The sequence below is a fragment of the Sphingomonas sp. 28-62-20 genome (assembly GCF_002281505.1).
The window spans coordinates 310,654-327,394 of sequence record NZ_NCGH01000002.1 but is presented as its reverse complement, the minus strand read 5'-3'; the positions used below and the strand labels follow the sequence as shown (position 1 = coordinate 327,394).

The window sequence follows — 16,741 nt, the reverse complement described above, 5'->3', positions numbered from 1 at the left end:
CTTGCTTCGCCAAAAGGGCGCCGACATGGCCAAGAACCTCCTCCGATTTTTCCCTGCCGCTCTGGCAATGGCCGCAGTGCTCGCCAGCGGCGGCAGCGTCGCACAGGGCGATAGCGCTCAGAGTCGCAATGGGGCGGGTCGGCCTGCGGTGGGCACGGCCGGCAGCTTTGAAATCGGCGGTGTGGAGGTTGATGCCACGGGCAAGAACGCCTCGGCGGCCCGCCTGGCGGGCTGGCGGCTTGCCCAGCGCAAGGGGTGGCAGATGCTGTCACGCCGCATGGGCGGCGGTGGCGGCGGCCTTTCTGATTCGGCGCTTGATGCAATCGTGTCGGGCATTGTCGTTGAAAATGAACAGATCGGGCCGAATCGCTACATCGCCCGGTTGGGGGTGATGTTCGATCGCAATCGTGCTGCTGCGATTCTCGGCGTTTCGGGCAAAATCCTGCGCTCGCCGCCGATGCTCGTCATCCCCGTCGAATGGTCGGGCGGCGCGGGCCGTGTGTTTGAACAGCGTACCGATTGGCAAGATGCTTGGGCGGCATTTCGCACCGGCAACAGCGCAATTGATTATGTCCGCCCCAGCGGCACTGGTCCCGATTCGCTGCTGCTGAATGCTGGCCAAATCAATCGGCCAGGTCGGCTTTGGTGGCAGGCATTGCTGGCGCAATATGGTGCGTCGGATGTGCTGATTCCGATCGTGCACCTTTCGCGGCTTTACCCAGGCGGGCCGATCGTTGGTAAATTTCAGGCGCGATTTGGTCCCGACAACCGCTTGCTGACGCAATTCTCGTTGCGCGTGGCGAGCGGGGATGCGCTGCCCGCGCTGCTGAATGCCGGCATCAAGCGTATCGATCAGGCCTATCAAGCGGCACTGGCGAACGGCATGCTCCGCGTCGATCCGGGTCTGAATGCCCGCCTCCCTGAAGCTGAAATCGCACCGACCGAGACTGACGAATCGCTTGCGGCTGATGCCGGCGTGCTCGAATCGGCGGGCGCGGGCAATCTCAGCGTCCAGTTCGATACGCCCAGTGCCAGCGCGGTCGAGGCGACTGAGCGCACCCTGCGCGGCATTGCGGGCGTCCGGTCGGCGGTGACCACCAGCCTGGCGCTTGGCGGTATTTCGGTGATGCGGGTCGGCTATGATGGCGATGTCGCGACGCTCAAGGCCGCGCTGGAAGCGCGTGGCTTTGTCGTGACGCTCGGCAGCGGCGCAATCCGCATCCAGCGGCCGCGCGCGTCCTTGCCGCCCCCTGATGTGCAGCCGGAAAACGCGACCGCGGGATGAAGCAACTCGCCCTGCCGCTGCCCTATCCTGAGGAGGCCGGGGAAGCGGCATTCCTGATCAGCAGCTCTAACAGCCGCGCTGCCCAGGCGCTCAAGCGATGGGGTGCCTGGCCGGTCATGGCGGCGATGCTGGTCGGCCCGCGAAAATCCGGGCGCAGCCTGCTCGCGCGGATTTTTGCCGCGCAAAGTGGGGGCACGATCATCGACGATGCCGAACGCGTCGATGAAGAAGTGATTTTTCATGCCTGGAACAATGCCCAGGCCGATCGCCGCCCGTTGTTGATCGTGGCGGATGCCCCGCCGCCCAACTGGCCGGTGACCTTGCCCGATCTTCGTTCACGGCTGGCCGCGACGCCGATCATCGCGATTGAGCCGCCCGATGAAGCCTTGATGCATGCGTTACTGGAGCGCGATTTCGCCCGGCGCGGGCTCGATGCCCGACCCGAACTGGTGCAATGGTTGCTGGCCAGGCTGGAGCGCAGCCACGTCGCCCTAGTGCGCGCTGTCGATGCACTTGATCAGGAGGTTGGCCAGACCCGCAAACGCTTGTCGATTCCGCTCGCACGGGGCACATTAGCGCCAGCCGGCCTGATCATCGATCGCGCCATGATCACAGGGAATGATGCAGCATGAACCGCCCCGCCCATATCGCGGAAGTCGATGACGACGACCTGTTTGTTGGCAGCAGTGCGGGCGAACGCTATTTCAATCGCGAACTATCCTGGCTCGCCTTTAACCGGCGCGTGCTGGAGGAAGCGTGCAACCCTGCGCATCCGTTGCTGGAACGGCTCCGCTTTCTGTCGATTTCAGGGTCGAATCTGGACGAATTCTTCATGGTCCGCGTCGCGGGATTGAAGGGGCAGCAGCTTCAGGATGTCGATCGGCTTTCCGCTGACGGGCTGAATTCCAGCCAGCAATTGACGGCCATCGTGGCGGGGGCCGATGCGCTGGTTGAAAGCCAACGCAATGTCTGGCGCGAATTGCGGCGCTTGCTGGGCGAAACCGGCATCGCCGTGCTCGGGTCAAAGATGATCGATGAGGCATTGCCGGCTGCCGATCTCGCCTGGCTCGAAACACATTTTCGCGAACAGATTTTCCCGATCCTGACACCCCAGGCACTTGATCCGGCGCACCCGTTCCCGTTCATGCCCAATAAGGGGCTGGCGGTAATGTTCGATCTGGTGCGCTTGTCGGACGACCAGCCGATCCAGGAACTGGTGATGCTGCCCGCCCCGATGCCGCGCTTCGTGCGCGTGCCCGGGGAGACGGTGCGCTACATTGCGGTCGAATCGCTGGTGAAGCGCTTCTCGTCAGTGATTTTTCCGGGATACCGGGTGATTGGCGCTGCGGAATTCCGCGTGCTGCGCGACAGCGATATCGAGATTGAGGAAGAAGCCGAGGATCTGGTCCGCTATTTCGCCAATGCCATCAAGCGGCGGCGGCGCGGGCGCGTGATTCGATTGGAACTCGAATCGGGGATGCCCGATCAGCTGAGCGCGGCGTTGCGCGATGAGCTGGGCGGCGCAGATGCGTTCGTTACCGATGGCGCTGCGTTTCTGGGCGTTGGCGATCTTGAAGCGATCGTCGATGAAGACCGGCCTGACTTGAAATTCCCGCCTTATTCGCCGCGCTTCCCGGAGCGCATCCGCGAATATAGCGGTGATTGCTTCGCCGCGATTAAGGCCAAGGACATCGTCGTCCACCACCCTTATGAGAGTTTCGACGTCGTGCTCGCGTTCCTGCGCCAGGCCGCGAGCGATCCTGATGTCGTCGCGATCAAGCAGACGCTCTACCGCGCCGGCAAACAGCCCGCCGTCATCAACGCGCTGATCGCGGCCGCTGAAGCGGGCAAGTCAGTCACTGCCGTTGTCGAGCTAAAGGCACGCTTCGATGAAGAGCAGAACCTGCTCTGGGCCTCCGCGCTGGAACGCGCCGGGGTGCAGGTCGTCTATGGCTTTATGGAGTGGAAAACCCACGCCAAAGTCTCCATGGTCGTGCGCCGGGAAGGCGGCCAGTACCGCACCTACTGCCATTTCGGCACCGGCAATTATCACCCGATCACCGCAAAAATATATACTGATCTCAGCTTCTTCACCGCCGATCCTCGGATCGGGCGCGATGCGGCGCAGATGTTCAATTATGTCACTGGCTATGTCGAGCCGGAGAATATGGCGCTGGTCAGCCTGTCGCCGCGCGATCTGCGCAAACGCCTGGTCGATTGCATCGATGCCGAAATCGCCTTTGCGCGGGCCGGCAAGCCTGGGTCGATCTGGGCCAAGATGAATTCGCTGGTCGATCCGGCAGTGATCGAAAAGCTCTATGAGGCCAGCAATGCCGGCGTGGAAATCGATCTCGTCATTCGCGGCATTTGCTGCCTGAAACCCGGTGTGCCCGATATGTCAGAGCATATCCGCGTGAAATCGGTCATTGGCCGCTTCCTGGAGCACAGCCGCATCTGGGCCTTTGGCAATGGCAAGGCGTTGCCCAATGATGGCGCAAAGGTATTCATCTCTTCAGCCGATGCGATGCCGCGCAATTTCGATCGTCGCGTGGAATATTTGCTGCCGATTGAAAACAAGACCGTGCATGATCAGGTGCTCGATCAGGTCATGGTCGCCAACCTGATCGACAACGAACAAAGCTGGGTATTGCAGGCCGATGGCAGTTATGTGCGCGTTGAGGCGGGCACGCGTCCGTTCAACCTGCATCGCTATTTTATGACCAACCCCTCGCTTTCCGGGCGCGGTGCCGCGTTGCAGGGCAGCGATTCCGTGCCGAAGCTGTCGCTGCGGCGGCGTACCTAATGCCATCTCCGGCGTTATAACCCCATGGCCACCCTGCTTTTCCGCAAGCCCAAGGTAGAAAGCGTCGCCGAACCGCGCACGGCGATCATCGATATCGGCTCCAATTCGATCCGCCTGGTGGTTTACCAGGGGCCGGCGCGGCTGCCGGCGATCCTGTTCAATGAAAAGGTCATGGCCGGACTGGGGCGGGGTTTTGCCGCCACCGGCGCTATTGATGCAGAGGCGCTGAAGACGGCACAGGCGGCGCTTGGCCGCTTTGCAGCGGTGGCGCGCGAAATGGAGGTTGCCCAGCTCCGCACCGTCGCCACGGCTGCCGTGCGGGATGCCACCAATGGCCATGTGCTGATCGACAATGCCCGGTCACTTGGCCTGGAAGTGGAACTGCTGTCGGGCGAGCAGGAAGCGCTTGGCGCGGGGCTCGGCGTGCTGTCAGCCATTCCGCTGGCGGATGGCATTGTCGGCGATCTTGGCGGTGGCAGTCTGGAGCTGGTCCGCATCGCCAAGGGGCAGGTCGAAGACCGAGCCTCTTTCCCACTTGGCGTGCTGCGGATCGCCGCGCTCAGAGCCAAGGGACTGAGATTATTTGATCGCCGGGTCGGCACGATGATTGATGAAGCGGGCTGGACGGGCAAGGGGACTGGCCTGCCGCTTTATCTAGTTGGAGGATCGTGGCGCTCGCTCGCCCGGCTCGATATGCATATCACCGGCTATCCGTTGCCCGTTATCCACCAATATGAAATGTCGCCCGCGGCGATCACTCGGATCGGCCGCACGCTCAGCCATGTCGCCAAGGGAAAGCTGCGCGAGATTTCAGCGCTGTCATCGGCGCGCGTTCCGACGTTGGGGGATGCCAATGCGCTGCTCGGGGTCTTGCTGCGCCACCTTCAGTCCCGGACCACGATTGTTTCCGCCTTTGGCTTGCGCGAAGGCTTGCTGTTTGGCGCGCTGACAGCAGAGCAGCGCGCACAGGACCCGCTGATTGTGGCCGCGCGCGACGAAGGTCGGCGGCTTGGGCGCTTTGCCGAACATGGCGATCTGCTCGATCGCTGGATTTCGCCGCTGTTTGCCGGCGAGCCCCCCGAACTCGCCCGCCTGCGCCATACCGCCTGCCTGCTCGCTGATGTCGGCTGGCGCGCCAATCCTGAATTTCGCGCTGAACGCGGCGTCGAAATTGCGTTGCACGGCAATTGGGTGGCGATTGATGCGCGCGGCCGCGTGCTGCTTGCCCAAGCGCTGTTCACTTCGCTCGGCGGCGGCACCGATTCGTCGCCGCTGATTCCGCCGCTTGCCAGCCCGTCAGACATTAAACGCGCGACGGCGTGGGGCTTGGCCATGCGGCTGGGGCAACGGCTTAGCGGCGGCCTTGCCGGGCCGCTGCAACGCTCCCGGCTCGACGATGACGGTGCCGCAATCGCGGTCACCTTGGCGCAGGACGATTCGGCGCTGTACAGCGAAGCGGTCGAGCGCCGTCACAAGGGGCTGGCCAACGCCTTGGGGCGTCAGGCGGTGGTGCGCGGGTAACGGCCTAGAGTGTGATAACTTCGAATGGGACCTACCCAAACCCCGTTCGCCCTGAGCGAAGTCGAAGGGCATGTGCAGCGCGTGGGCTTCGACTTCCCCCGGACCTGATCCGGGGCCGAACGGGGGTGAGGTTCTATCGCCCTTGCGCCATTACGCTCTAGCCTGCATCCTCCGCCCGCGTCATCTTCAGCTTGCCGTTCTTGACCGCAAAGGCCAGCCGTCCTTCGACCAAGGCCAGCGCATCGCGGCCGAATTGTTCGAACCGCCAGCCATCCAAAATCGCCAGCCCCTCGCGCTGACCGGCGGCCAGCGCCTCAAGATCCTCGGTGCGTGCTAGCAATTTTGCCGCGACATCGATGTCGCGCGCCCTGATTTTCAACAGCAGTTTGAGGAGATCGGCAACCAACGCGCCTTCCTTGCCCATGCCCGGCTTGCGATCATCGCGGCTGGGCATCTCGGCTGCCGCCATCGGTGTTGCCTGCTCCAGCGAGGCCATCAACCGCGCGCCGATATCGTTATTGGCCCAGGCGGGCGACAGCCCGCGCACGCGCGCCAGATCGGCCTGCTTCTTGGGCGGGGTGCCGGCCAGATCGGCCAGGGTTTCATCCTTGATGATGCGGCCGCGCGGCAGATCCTTGCCCTGTGCCTCAAGCTCGCGCCATTTCGCCAGCGCCTTTAACCGGCCAAGCACATCGGCCTTGCGGCTGGCGATCCGCACCCGACGCCAGGCTTGTTCAGGATCATTTTCGTAATTGGCCGGATTGCCGATTCGCTCCATTTCCTGGTCGAGCCAGTCGCCACGCCCGGTCTTGCGCAGCCGATCGAGCATTTTTGGAAAAATCGTCGACAAATGGGTGACATCGCCGATCGCATATTCGATCTGGCGTTTGTCGAGCGGACGGCGGCTCCAATCGGTAAAGCGTGCGCCCTTGTCGACGCTGATGCCCAGATAGCTTTCGACCAGATTTGAATAGCCGATCTGTTCGCCTTGCCCCAGCGCCATCGCTGCCACCTGGCTATCAAACATCGGAAACGGCGTTTTGCCGGTCAGGTTATAGACGATCTCGATATCCTGCCCGCCGGCATGAAAGACCTTCAGCACCTCATCATTCTCGGTCAACAGATCGAGCAATGGTTTCAGGTCGATGTCGGGTGCCATCGGATCAATCGCTGCCGCTTCATTCGCATCGGCGATCTGGATCAGGCAGAGTTCGGGCCAATAGCTGTTTTCGCGCATGAATTCTGTATCGACCGCCACGAACGGTGACTGCGAGAGGCGGTGGCAGAGATTGGCGAGCGACGCGGAATCGTCGATCAAGTCGTGAATGTGCATGAATGATGCCATAGCGAGGGATGTCTGTCTTGACAAAGCCGGGGTTGGCGGGGAAGCGCGAGCCCTCGCTCATGCCCTCCTGTCGATGAAAGTCGGCATTGCGCGGTAACGGACGAACACCCTTGCCCCAACAGGCTCCAGCCTGCGCTGGGGCGACGCTATTTGAGAAGTTTAACGCCATGCACGCCTATCGCACCCATAGCTGCGCCGAACTCCGCCCGGATCATGTCGGGCAAACCGTCCGCGTTTCGGGCTGGGTCCATAAAAAGCGCGATCATGGCGATCTCGTCTTCATCGATCTGCGCGATCATTATGGCATCACCCAGATCGTCACCGACGTCAGCGGCCCGGCCTTTGGCGTGATTGAGCGCCTAAAGAACGAAAGTGTCGTCACGATCACCGGCGTCGTCACGGCGCGCGATGCCGAAGCGATCAATCCCAACTTGCCAACCGGCGCGATTGAAATCCGCGCGACGGAAGCGGTGATCCAAAGCCATGCTCAGGAACTGCCGATGCCGGTGGCGGGCGATGCGGAATATCCTGAGGATATCCGCTTGCGCTATCGCTTCCTCGATCTGCGCCGCGAACGGCTGCACGCCAATATCATGCTGCGCTCGCATGTGATCTCATCGCTGCGCCAGCGGATGATCGGGCAGGGCTTCACTGAATTCCAGACCCCAATCCTGACCGCGTCGTCGCCCGAAGGCGCGCGCGATTATCTGGTGCCCAGCCGCGTTCATCCGGGCAAATTCTATGCGCTGCCGCAGGCGCCGCAGATGTTCAAGCAGTTGCTGATGGTCGCCGGCTTCGATCGCTATTTCCAGATCGCGCCGTGTTTCCGGGATGAGGATGCCCGCGCGGACCGGTCGCCCGGCGAATTTTACCAGCTCGATTTCGAAATGAGCTTCGTCACGCAAGACGATGTTTTTGCGGCAATTGAACCCGTGCTGCACGGCGTGTTCGAAGAATTCGCTGATTGGCAGGGCAAGGGCAGGACGGTCTCCGCACTGCCGTTCGCGCGCATTCCTTACCGCGAATCGATGCTGAAATATGGCAATGACAAGCCCGATCTGCGCAACCCGCTGCTGATCACTGACGTGTCGGATCACTTCAGGGGATCGGGCTTTGGCCGGTTCGCTTCAATGGTCGATAGCGGCAGCGTTGTCCGCGCTATCCCGGCACCCAACACCGCGGAGAAAAGCCGGAAATTCTTCGATGACATGAACAGCTGGGCGCAGAGCGAGGGCTTTCCCGGCCTGGGCTATGCCACGCAGAAACAGGGCGTGTTTGGCGGGCCAATCGCCAATAATCACGGGCAAGACGGGATGAGGGCGATCGCCGACGCGCTTGGCCTTGGTCCTGATGACGGCATCTTCTTCGCGGCCGGTTCGGCAGCGCAGGCGGCAAAGCTGGCGGGGCTGGCACGTACCCGAATTGGGCAGGAGCTCGGCCTGATCGACGAGAGCCGGTTTGAATTCTGCTGGATCGTCGATTTCCCGATGTTTGAATATGATGAGGACGCCAAGAAGATCGATTTCAGCCATAATCCCTTCAGCATGCCGCAGGGGGAGATGGCCGCGCTGGAGAGCAAGGACCCGCTCGATATCCTCGCCTATCAATATGACATCGTCTGCAACGGGATTGAGCTGTCATCGGGCGCGATCCGGAACCATCGTCCTGAAATCATGTACAAAGCCTTTGAAATTGCGGGCTATAGTCAGGCCGATGTCGATCGTGATTTCGCGGGCATGATCAACGCCTTCAAATTCGGCGCGCCGCCGCATGGTGGATCTGCCCCGGGCGTCGATCGCATCGTCATGCTGCTCGCCGATGAACCGAACATCCGTGAAGTCATCACTTTCCCGATGAATCAGAAGGCGGAAGACCTGATGATGGGCGCGCCCAATGTGGCAACAGCAAAGCAGTTGCGAGAACTTAACATCCGTACCTTAGAGGTTGCCGCACCAAAGCCTGCTGTATAGCGAGGCAACCAACAGGGTTAGGGGAATAATGCTCGATCACCAGCTGGAACCGGCCGCGCCAACTGCGCTTGTCCGCAGCCTGGGTGTGGTGGGCGTATTGCTGCTGACCTTGTCGGTGACCAGTCCGGTCTCTTCCTTGTTCGTGATCGTCCCCGGCATGTTGCGCGTGGCGGGGACGGGGGCGATCTGGGCGGTGCTGCTCGCTGGGATCGTCTGTGTGGCGACGGCCTATGTCTACGCTGAGCTCTCGTCGGTCTGGCCAGTCGCGGGCGGCGAATATGTGATGGTTGCCCGAACGCTCGGGCCGTTGGCTGGCTTTGTCATGCTCGGCGTCAATGTCTTCAATAACCTGCTGTTTCCACCCGCAATCGGTCTGGGGTTAGCGGCGATTCTATCGACCGTGATACCGGGCCTGCCGGCTGTGCCGCTCGCGGTAACCGTGATCATTGGATCAACGTTGGTTGCGTTGCTGCAAATCCGTGTCAACGCTTGGGTTACCGGCATTTTCCTGCTCATCGAGTTGGTGGCGGTTGTTTTGGTGGTGGCGCTTGGTTTTGGCGAGATAAGTCGTCCATTTGCTGAGATGCTATCTAATCCGACGATGCTTGGGGCAACCAGTTCGACCCTTGTACCGGCATCGGCGGCATCGATTGGATTGGCCACGTCGATCGCCATCTTCGCGCTCAACGGTTACGGCGCGGCGGTCTATTTCGGCGAGGAAATGCATGAAGCGCCCCGCAAGATTGCCAAGGCGATTTTCTGGGCGGTGGCGCTGACCTTGCTGCTCGAAGGCGTGCCGATGGTCGCCATTCTGGTTGGCGCCCCCGATCTCGTTACGCTGTTCAACAGCGATGATCCGTTCGGGTTGCTGGTCCGCCTGCGCGCTGGCGATGCAGCGGCGAGCTGGATATCGATCGGCGTGGCGACGGCCATCGTCAACGCGATCATTGCCTGTATCCTGGCCTGTTCGCGCTTCTTTTATGGGACCGCGCGTGACCGATGCTGGGGGCGGCCGATCGACGAGCTATTGACCGCCATTCATCCGCGTTATGCCTCTCCGTGGATCAGCACGCTGATCGCTGGCGGGGCAGGGGTCGCTTGCTGTTTCCTGCCACTGGAACTCTTGCTGGTGCTTAGCGGCACCGGGCTGGTCGTAATCTATGCCGGTATCGCGCTGGCGCTGATCGCCGGGCGGCGCAACGGCATGCTGGCCGATGCGCCTTTCAAGAGCCCGCTTTACCCGCTGATGCCGTTCCTGACGTTGCTCGCGCTGGGGTATATTATCTGCCTGAATTGGCTCGATGTGGAAGAAGGTCGGCCGGGTCTGATGATGACGGGCGCGCAGATACTGCTTTCGGCGGCCTATTATTGGCTGGTATTGCGGCGCAGAGGAGTTTGGGACGTTCATGTCCCGTCCCTGATAAAGTGAGTTGTCGATGAGCATCGATCTGGCCGATTTTGAAAAGGGCGCTGCCTATCCCGGCGATTATGATCAGGATCTCGCCAATTTGCAGGAGCGGCTGGCGCATATTCAGGCCGCGCATATCTGCCATGGTCGGCGTGCCGCGATTGTTTTTGAGGGATGGGATGCGGCCGGCAAGGGCGGCATCATCCAGCGCCTCACGACCGAATGGGACCCACGTTACTTCACCGTTTGGCCGATTGCGGCCCCGACGCCGGAGGAAAAGGCCCGGCATTTCCTGTGGCGCTTCTGGAAGCGACTGCCGATGAATGGCGACATCGCCGTGTTTGATCGCAGTTGGTATGGCCGGGTATTGGTCGAGCGGGTCGAAGGTTTCGCCACCGAGGCCGAATGGCGGCGCGGCTATGACGAGATCAATGAATTTGAAGCGCAACAGGCCGATTCGGGCACGACGATCGTTAAGCTCTTCATCCATGTCACCCAGGAATCGCAGGACCAGCGGCTCAAGGATCGGCTCGATCACCCGTGGAAGCGCTGGAAGACCGGGCTTGACGACTATCGCAATCGCGCCCGCCGCAGCGATTATCTCGATGCGATGGCGGAGATGTTCCGGCGGACCGACAAGCGCTGGGCTCCCTGGCATGTGATTGATGGCAACAACAAAAAGGCGGGCAGAATCGCTGCATTGACGGCGATTGCCAATCGGCTTGAGGCAACCGTGCCGATGGACCCGCCGCCGCTTGATCCAGCGCTCGAAAAGATTGCGCGCCAGGCGCTCGGTCTCGATTGATGACGACTAATATCGGCGATGCCCGCCGGGCGAGCGCTGGATTCATCGGCGGACTGGGCTAAAGTCGGCGGAATGCCGCAGCCGGTCCATATCCTGCACCTTCATTCCAGCTTCGATCTTGGCGGCAAGGAAGCGCGCGCCATCCGGCTGATGAATGCCTGGGGCGATCGCGCCCGGCATACCATCGTCTCGGGTGTGCCCGGCATGCTCGGCGCCCGCGACGCTATTGCGCCTGGGATCGCCTATGAAATCGCGCAGGACTCGCCGCCGCTCACGGGCCGGCCTTCGGTCAGCCGCTATGAAGCAATTGCGCGGTATATGCGGCGCTTCGATCTGGTGCTCAGCTATAATTGGGGGGCGATCGATGGCGTGATGGCACGCCGGGTGTTCGCGAAAGCCGTGCCGCCGCTCATCCACCACGAAGACGGCTTTAACGAGGATGAGGCGGGTGGACTGAAGGCGGAGCGCAACGCCTATCGTCGGCTGGCGCTGGGCGCCGCGCAGGCGCTGGTCGTGCCGTCGCAGACGCTTGAGACGATCGCGCTCGACATCTGGAAGCAACCACGCGGGCGCGTCCACCGCATCGTCAATGGCATTCCGATCGAGCGCTACGCGGCCAAGCCCGCCGCGCGCGCCATTCCGGGCTTTCGCCGCAAGCCGGGCGAGGTCGTGATCGGCAGCCTGGCGGGCCTGCGCGCGGTGAAAGACCTGCCGATGCTGGTGCGCGCCGTTGGCGGCGTATCGGGGCGATTGCAGCTGGTGATCGTGGGCGAGGGGCCTGAAAGGGCAAATATCAAGCAGGCAGCGATGGCGATGGGGATCGCCAATCAGCTCCACCTGCCGGGCTTTTTAGCTGATCCTGCGCGCTATATCGGGTTGTTCGATATTTTCGCGCTCTCGTCGCGCAGCGAACAATTTCCAATCTCGGTGGTCGAAGCGATGGCGGCAGGGCTGCCCGTTGTCGCTCCCCCGGTCGGCGATGTGCCGGTGATGGTCTCGGCCGCCAATGCGCCGCTGATTTGTTCCTATCCGGGCGAGGTCTTTTTGCGCGATTCTCTTCAAATGCTGGTCAATGATGCGGGTCTACGTCGCCGGATCGGGGCAGAGAATCAGGCCAGGGCAATGGCAGATTATGATGAAAAAACCATGATTTCGGCCTATGCTCGCCTCTATGGCGCCGCAATTGGCAAAGCCGATCTGTTCGCCTGAGTCGTAATTTTCTCGCGCCGAGCGCCGTAACGCGTATAACAGCAAGATTGAGATAAACGGAGAGAAGCGTGTTCAAGGGCGTAAAGCCGATTATCTATGGCGGCCACGAAGTGTGGCCACTGGTAGAAGGCGGCAAGGGCGTGGCAGCGACCAACCATGCCAGCGCAGGGGCCTGGGCCGCTGCAGGCGGCATCGGTACCGTCTCTGCGGTCAATGCCGACAGCTATGACGCGGATGGCAAGATCATCCCGCAAATCTACCGCGCGCTCACCCGCCGTGATCGCCACGAAGAACTCGTTCAATATGCCATTGACGGGGCCGTCGAGCAGGTCCGCCGCGCTTTTGAAGCCGCCGGTGGCAAGGGCGCCATCAACATCAATGTGCTGTGGGAAATGGGCGGGGCGCAGCGCGTGCTGCACGGCGTGCTGGAACGGACGCGCGGCATGGTTGCTGGCGTTACCTGCGGTGCGGGCATGCCGTATAAACTTTCCGAAATCGCGGCGTCCTATGAAGTCAGCTACCTGCCGATCATCAGCTCGGCGCGTGCCTTTCGTGCGCTGTGGAAGCGGGCCTATTCAAAGGCGTCCGAATGGCTGGCAGCGGTCGTTTACGAGGATCCCTGGCTGGCAGGCGGGCATAATGGCCTATCCAATGCCGAAGATCCGCGCGTGCCGCAGGACCCCTATCCACGCGTGAAGGCGTTGCGCGAGACGATGCGCGAAGGCGGTATTTCGGATGACGTGCCGATCGTGATGGCAGGTGGCGTCTGGTATCTGCGCGATTGGAACAACTGGATCGACAATCCCGAGCTCGGCCAGATCGCCTTTCAGTTCGGCACGCGGCCCTTGTTGACCAAGGAAAGCCCGATTCCGCAGGGCTGGAAAGACAAGCTGACGCACATCGAGGAAGGTGAGGTGCTGCTGCACCGCTTCTCCCCGACCGGCTTTTATTCAAGCGCGGTGCGCAATCCGTTCCTGCGCCACCTCGAAGCGCGGTCCGAGCGCCAGATCCCTTATTCGACCGAAGTGGCGGGCGACCACCAGTTCCAGCTCGATGTCGGCGTGCGCGGCAAGAATTTCTGGGTGACCAAGGGCGATCTGCTCCGCGCCCGTGCCTGGTACGGCGCTGGTTTCACTGATGCGCTCAAGACGCCGGACAATACCTTGGTGTTCGTCACGCCAAGCGAAAAGGCCGAGATTCGCCAGGACCAGTCGGATTGCATGGGCTGCCTCAGCCAGTGTGCCTTCTCGTCCTGGATGGACAGCGAGACTAACTCCACCGGCCGCCTCGCTGATCCGCGCAGCTTCTGCATCCAAAAGACGCTGCAGGACATCGCGCACGGTGGCGATACCGAACAAAATCTGATGTTCGCGGGCCACGGCGCTTATAATTTCAAGAAGGACCCGTTTTATTCGAACGGGTTCGTGCCGACGGTGAAGCAACTGGTGGACCGGATTTTGACGGGGGATTGAGCGAAGGCTGGTTGGCTGGTTTCGCGCCAACCCCAATTTGCAGGATGGTCAGCGTGCATGGGGCAGATGAGTTTGCTCGCTACCCCCCACGTCAATGGCGCGTAAATTGTACCGTCCGGGCGGCAGCATCAGCGCAATCGTCTCGCCGGGACGGATGGCCACCCGGTCCATTGGGACGGAGGTGGCCGGCTCGCCCACCGGCCGTGCCTCGATCACGCGCCAACCCGTTGACGGAAGCAGCGCTTGCGGAATGCTAACGGCTATGTCCCCTGCCAATAGCCGCCATTCGGGGCGACCCTGGACGAAGCGGGCACTGGGATGGTCGATGAGCAAATCGAACGCCCCCGCTGGCTGATCGGCAGGCAGCGCCGAAAATCGCACCGTGTCTCCGCCACCGCGACAAATTGTCTGCGAAATGGTGAGCGGATCGATGCCGGTCTTTTCCTTCAAGCGCGCGGCCATCCATTTGTCACCATTAGGCTGCGGCACTTCGGCCGCGTGCGAATAACCGACATGCACCAGCAATTTGGTGCCGGGGTGCTCGCGCAAGAAAGTCGCCAGATGGTTGGCCTGCCCCTCCTCGCGGACAGCAATTCGCTGTTCCCGTGTCGCGTCTGGCGCGGCAACGCCATGTTGTTCCGCGATGAACTCGTAAGGCAAAAGGCGATAGCCGAGCACCTTGGCGCGCCGCCCGAGTCTGCCGAACCCCGCTTCGTAGAGATAGTAACCGTCATCCTCGCTGAAAAAGGGCAGGTTCGGCTGCCTGCGAAATGTCGGTAGGGATCGTTCCGGTGTGCCGGGGAGCGAGTAGGAAAGCGTTTCAATCGCCAGCGTGTCATACCCCAGCGGCCGCAATCGGCTTGCAACCTCGGCGATGAAGCCACGATGTTGCGACCGTTCATGGCTTTCGCTGATGATCACGATCGACGTTTGGCGCGCCCTGCTCGCGATCTCATTGAGCACAGTCGACGTCGTTTGCAGTGGCGCGCAGCCATTTGCCTTGTAGTCACCGCTTGTGGCAGCGATCAGATCCTCTCTGCCAAACAAGCTTAGGGTCTGGCTGGCCCTTTGTCTGGCCCGTTCATCGGCAAGCAAATGATCAGGACCGATTTCGGCAAGATTTTTGAGCTTGCCTTTTAGATCGCCCGATGAATTTTCTGCCGAAACTCTCTCGAAAGGTTGCACCAGTCGGACGCGGTCGTCGGGGGGCGGCGTCATGGGTATTGCCGCTGATCCAAGGGCGCAGATCGCAACCAGGCCCACAAAAAGGTGACTGGCAAGAATCGGAAGAGTTAAGCGCATTACTAACGCTATAGAGCCATTTAATTCTTTTCAAGAGAAGCGCAGGTCACGGCAACTCGACCACTTAACTTCCCCTGATAACGCCTAAGCGCGACCCTCCTGCGACAGATAAGACGACCGCCAGACTGCTCAGCTGCCAAATTCCTTGCGCGAACGCAGGATGATCGCAACGGCCACTGAAAGCAGCAGGATCGATCCCGCTTCAAACAAGATGTTTTCGGGCTTCATGTCCTTGCCCTGCAGCACGATCAGCCGGGCCAGCGCAGTGATCGCGATGAAGATCGGGTACACGAAGGGCGATGCCGATCCGCGCCCGGTGTAGAACACGCCGATCATGCTGATGACTTCGGTATAAAGAAACATCTGCAGGATATCGGCCAGGGTGACCACCTGCGTGATGATCACCGTGTTCACTTCGCGCGCCACCGCGCCGAGCGTCAGCACCGCGATGATGATGAGCAGGCCGTGTTCGAGGAGGTGAAAACCCGTCAGCGCATAGCTGCTGATGCGCTCATTGGTCGTTTGTCCCGTCGGCTCATCTGGCTGCATGCGGCTTGCCCTGTGCTCTATTGGCCTAATGCGATCTGCCTATACCAGATTTCAGCCAGGGTACGCTGTCGCTAAATCCAGCCTTCCAGCACCTGATCCGGCGGGCGGTGGCCATCGGCCCAAACGCGAATATTGGTGATGACCTTATCTCCGGTCGCCAATCGCCCCTCAAAGGTCGCGGAGCCCATATGCGGCAGCATCACGACATTGGGGAGGGCGAGCAGGCGAGGGTCGATTTGCGGTTCATGCTTCCACACGTCGAGACCTGCACCCGCCAGTCGCCCAGCCTCAAGCGCATCGACCAAGGCATCTTCGTCAACGATGCCGCCGCGCGCCGCATTGATCAGGTAGACGTGCGGTCGCATCAGGCCGATCCGCCTGGCGTCCAGCAAGCCCTCGCTTTCAGCATTGCGGGGTGTGTGGATCGTCAGGATGTCGATGGCGGCCAGCATCTCGTCGAGCGACTCGTGCCAGGTCGCGGCGAGCTGTGCTTCGAGCACCGCAGGCAGGCGATGGCGGTTGTGATAATGGATCGACAGGCCAAAAGCGCGCGCGCGCAATGCCACAGCCTGCCCAATGCGGCCCATGCCGATGATCCCCAGCGCCTTGCCGCCAATGCGGTGGCCGAGCATCCCGCCCGGGCTCCAGCCCTTCCACTGGCCGGATCGGACAAGCTTTTCGCCCTCCGCCAGCCGACGCGGCACCGACACGATCATCGCCATTGTCATGTCGGCAGTGTCTTCGGTCAGGACGCCCGGTGTATTGGTGACGATAATGCCGCGCGCGCGCGCCGCTTGCAGCGCAATATGGTTTACCCCCGCCCCGTAATTGGCGATCAGCCGAAGCCGTTCGCCCGCCCCTTTGATCAGCGCCGCATCGATATCGTCGGTCACCGTTGGCACCAAGACGTCGCAATCGGCCATGGCCGAGGCAAGCTCTTCGCGCGTCATCGGAACATCGCGGCGATTATTGGTGGTGTCGAACAGTTGTTCCATGCGATCCATCACCTGATCGGACAGCTCGCGCGTCACGATCACCTTGGGATGGGGCACCTTTGGCATGGGACGTCTCA

General features: G+C 61.5%; 13 protein-coding genes. 9 read left to right on the top strand and 4 right to left on the bottom strand.

Annotation, left to right across the window (positions count from 1 at the left end; translation table 11 throughout):
- Positions 1-25 precede the first annotated feature (25 nt).
- Genes B7Y43_RS03015 through B7Y43_RS03000 form a run of 4 tightly spaced genes read left to right on the top strand, consistent with a single transcriptional unit; the run spans position 26 to position 5,609 of the window.
- Positions 26-1,285 (top strand): heavy-metal-associated domain-containing protein, encoded by a 1,260-nt coding sequence (locus tag B7Y43_RS03015; RefSeq protein WP_374130121.1) that lies wholly within the window; start codon positions 26-28, stop codon positions 1,283-1,285.
- The gene (locus B7Y43_RS03010) at positions 1,282-1,917 is read left to right on the top strand and encodes a chromosomal replication initiator DnaA (RefSeq protein WP_374130120.1); all 636 of its coding nucleotides are present in this window, start codon (positions 1,282-1,284) and stop codon (positions 1,915-1,917) included. The genes B7Y43_RS03015 and B7Y43_RS03010 overlap by 4 nt, the downstream gene beginning before the upstream one ends.
- Positions 1,914-4,088 (top strand): polyphosphate kinase, encoded by a 2,175-nt coding sequence (locus B7Y43_RS03005; protein WP_374130119.1) that lies wholly within the window; start codon positions 1,914-1,916, stop codon positions 4,086-4,088. The genes B7Y43_RS03010 and B7Y43_RS03005 overlap by 4 nt, the downstream gene beginning before the upstream one ends.
- A 24-nt stretch (positions 4,089-4,112) precedes the next feature.
- A complete protein-coding gene (locus B7Y43_RS03000; RefSeq protein WP_374130118.1) occupies positions 4,113-5,609 on the top strand; it encodes a Ppx/GppA family phosphatase in 1,497 nt (498 codons plus the stop codon).
- A 157-nt stretch (positions 5,610-5,766) separates the two neighbouring features.
- Here the strand turns inward: B7Y43_RS03000 and rnd are convergent, their stop codons facing one another.
- Complete coding sequence (gene rnd / locus B7Y43_RS02995; protein WP_374130117.1) at positions 5,767-6,942, bottom strand: ribonuclease D; 1,176 nt, start codon at positions 6,940-6,942, stop codon at positions 5,767-5,769.
- Positions 6,943-7,121: 179 nt separating this feature from the next.
- Here rnd and aspS point away from each other — a divergent pair, with 179 nt between their 5' ends.
- The 5 genes from aspS (at position 7,122) to B7Y43_RS02970 (ending at position 13,818) form a co-directional block, all read left to right on the top strand.
- Entirely contained in the window at positions 7,122-8,924 is a 1,803-nt protein-coding gene (aspS, locus tag B7Y43_RS02990; RefSeq protein WP_374130116.1) for an aspartate--tRNA ligase, read from the top strand.
- A 28-nt stretch (positions 8,925-8,952) separates the two neighbouring features.
- Complete coding sequence (locus B7Y43_RS02985) at positions 8,953-10,353, top strand: APC family permease (protein WP_374130115.1); 1,401 nt, start codon at positions 8,953-8,955, stop codon at positions 10,351-10,353.
- Positions 10,354-10,360: 7 nt separating this feature from the next.
- Positions 10,361-11,137 carry a polyphosphate kinase 2 family protein gene (locus B7Y43_RS02980; protein WP_374130114.1) on the top strand — a complete coding sequence of 259 codons (777 nt, stop codon included), beginning with the start codon at positions 10,361-10,363 and terminating at the stop codon, positions 11,135-11,137.
- Between the two features lie 72 nt (positions 11,138-11,209).
- A complete protein-coding gene (locus B7Y43_RS02975; protein ID WP_374130113.1) occupies positions 11,210-12,346 on the top strand; it encodes a glycosyltransferase in 1,137 nt (378 codons plus the stop codon).
- 68 nt (positions 12,347-12,414) lie between these two features.
- The gene (locus B7Y43_RS02970) at positions 12,415-13,818 is read left to right on the top strand and encodes a nitronate monooxygenase family protein (RefSeq protein ID WP_374130112.1); all 1,404 of its coding nucleotides are present in this window, start codon (positions 12,415-12,417) and stop codon (positions 13,816-13,818) included.
- Positions 13,819-13,866: 48 nt separating this feature from the next.
- On the opposite strand, the gene B7Y43_RS02965 is transcribed toward B7Y43_RS02970, so the two are convergent.
- The 3 genes from B7Y43_RS02965 to B7Y43_RS02955 all read right to left on the bottom strand — a co-directional run bounded on the left by B7Y43_RS02965 (position 13,867) and on the right by B7Y43_RS02955 (position 16,730).
- A complete protein-coding gene (locus B7Y43_RS02965; RefSeq protein WP_374130111.1) occupies positions 13,867-15,036 on the bottom strand; it encodes a hypothetical protein in 1,170 nt (389 codons plus the stop codon).
- A 213-nt stretch (positions 15,037-15,249) separates the two neighbouring features.
- Positions 15,250-15,669 carry a phosphate-starvation-inducible protein PsiE gene (locus tag B7Y43_RS02960; RefSeq protein WP_374130110.1) on the bottom strand — a complete coding sequence of 140 codons (420 nt, stop codon included), beginning with the start codon at positions 15,667-15,669 and terminating at the stop codon, positions 15,250-15,252.
- A 71-nt stretch (positions 15,670-15,740) separates the two neighbouring features.
- Positions 15,741-16,730 carry a 2-hydroxyacid dehydrogenase gene (locus tag B7Y43_RS02955; RefSeq protein ID WP_374130109.1) on the bottom strand — a complete coding sequence of 330 codons (990 nt, stop codon included), beginning with the start codon at positions 16,728-16,730 and terminating at the stop codon, positions 15,741-15,743.
- Positions 16,731-16,741 lie beyond the last annotated feature (11 nt).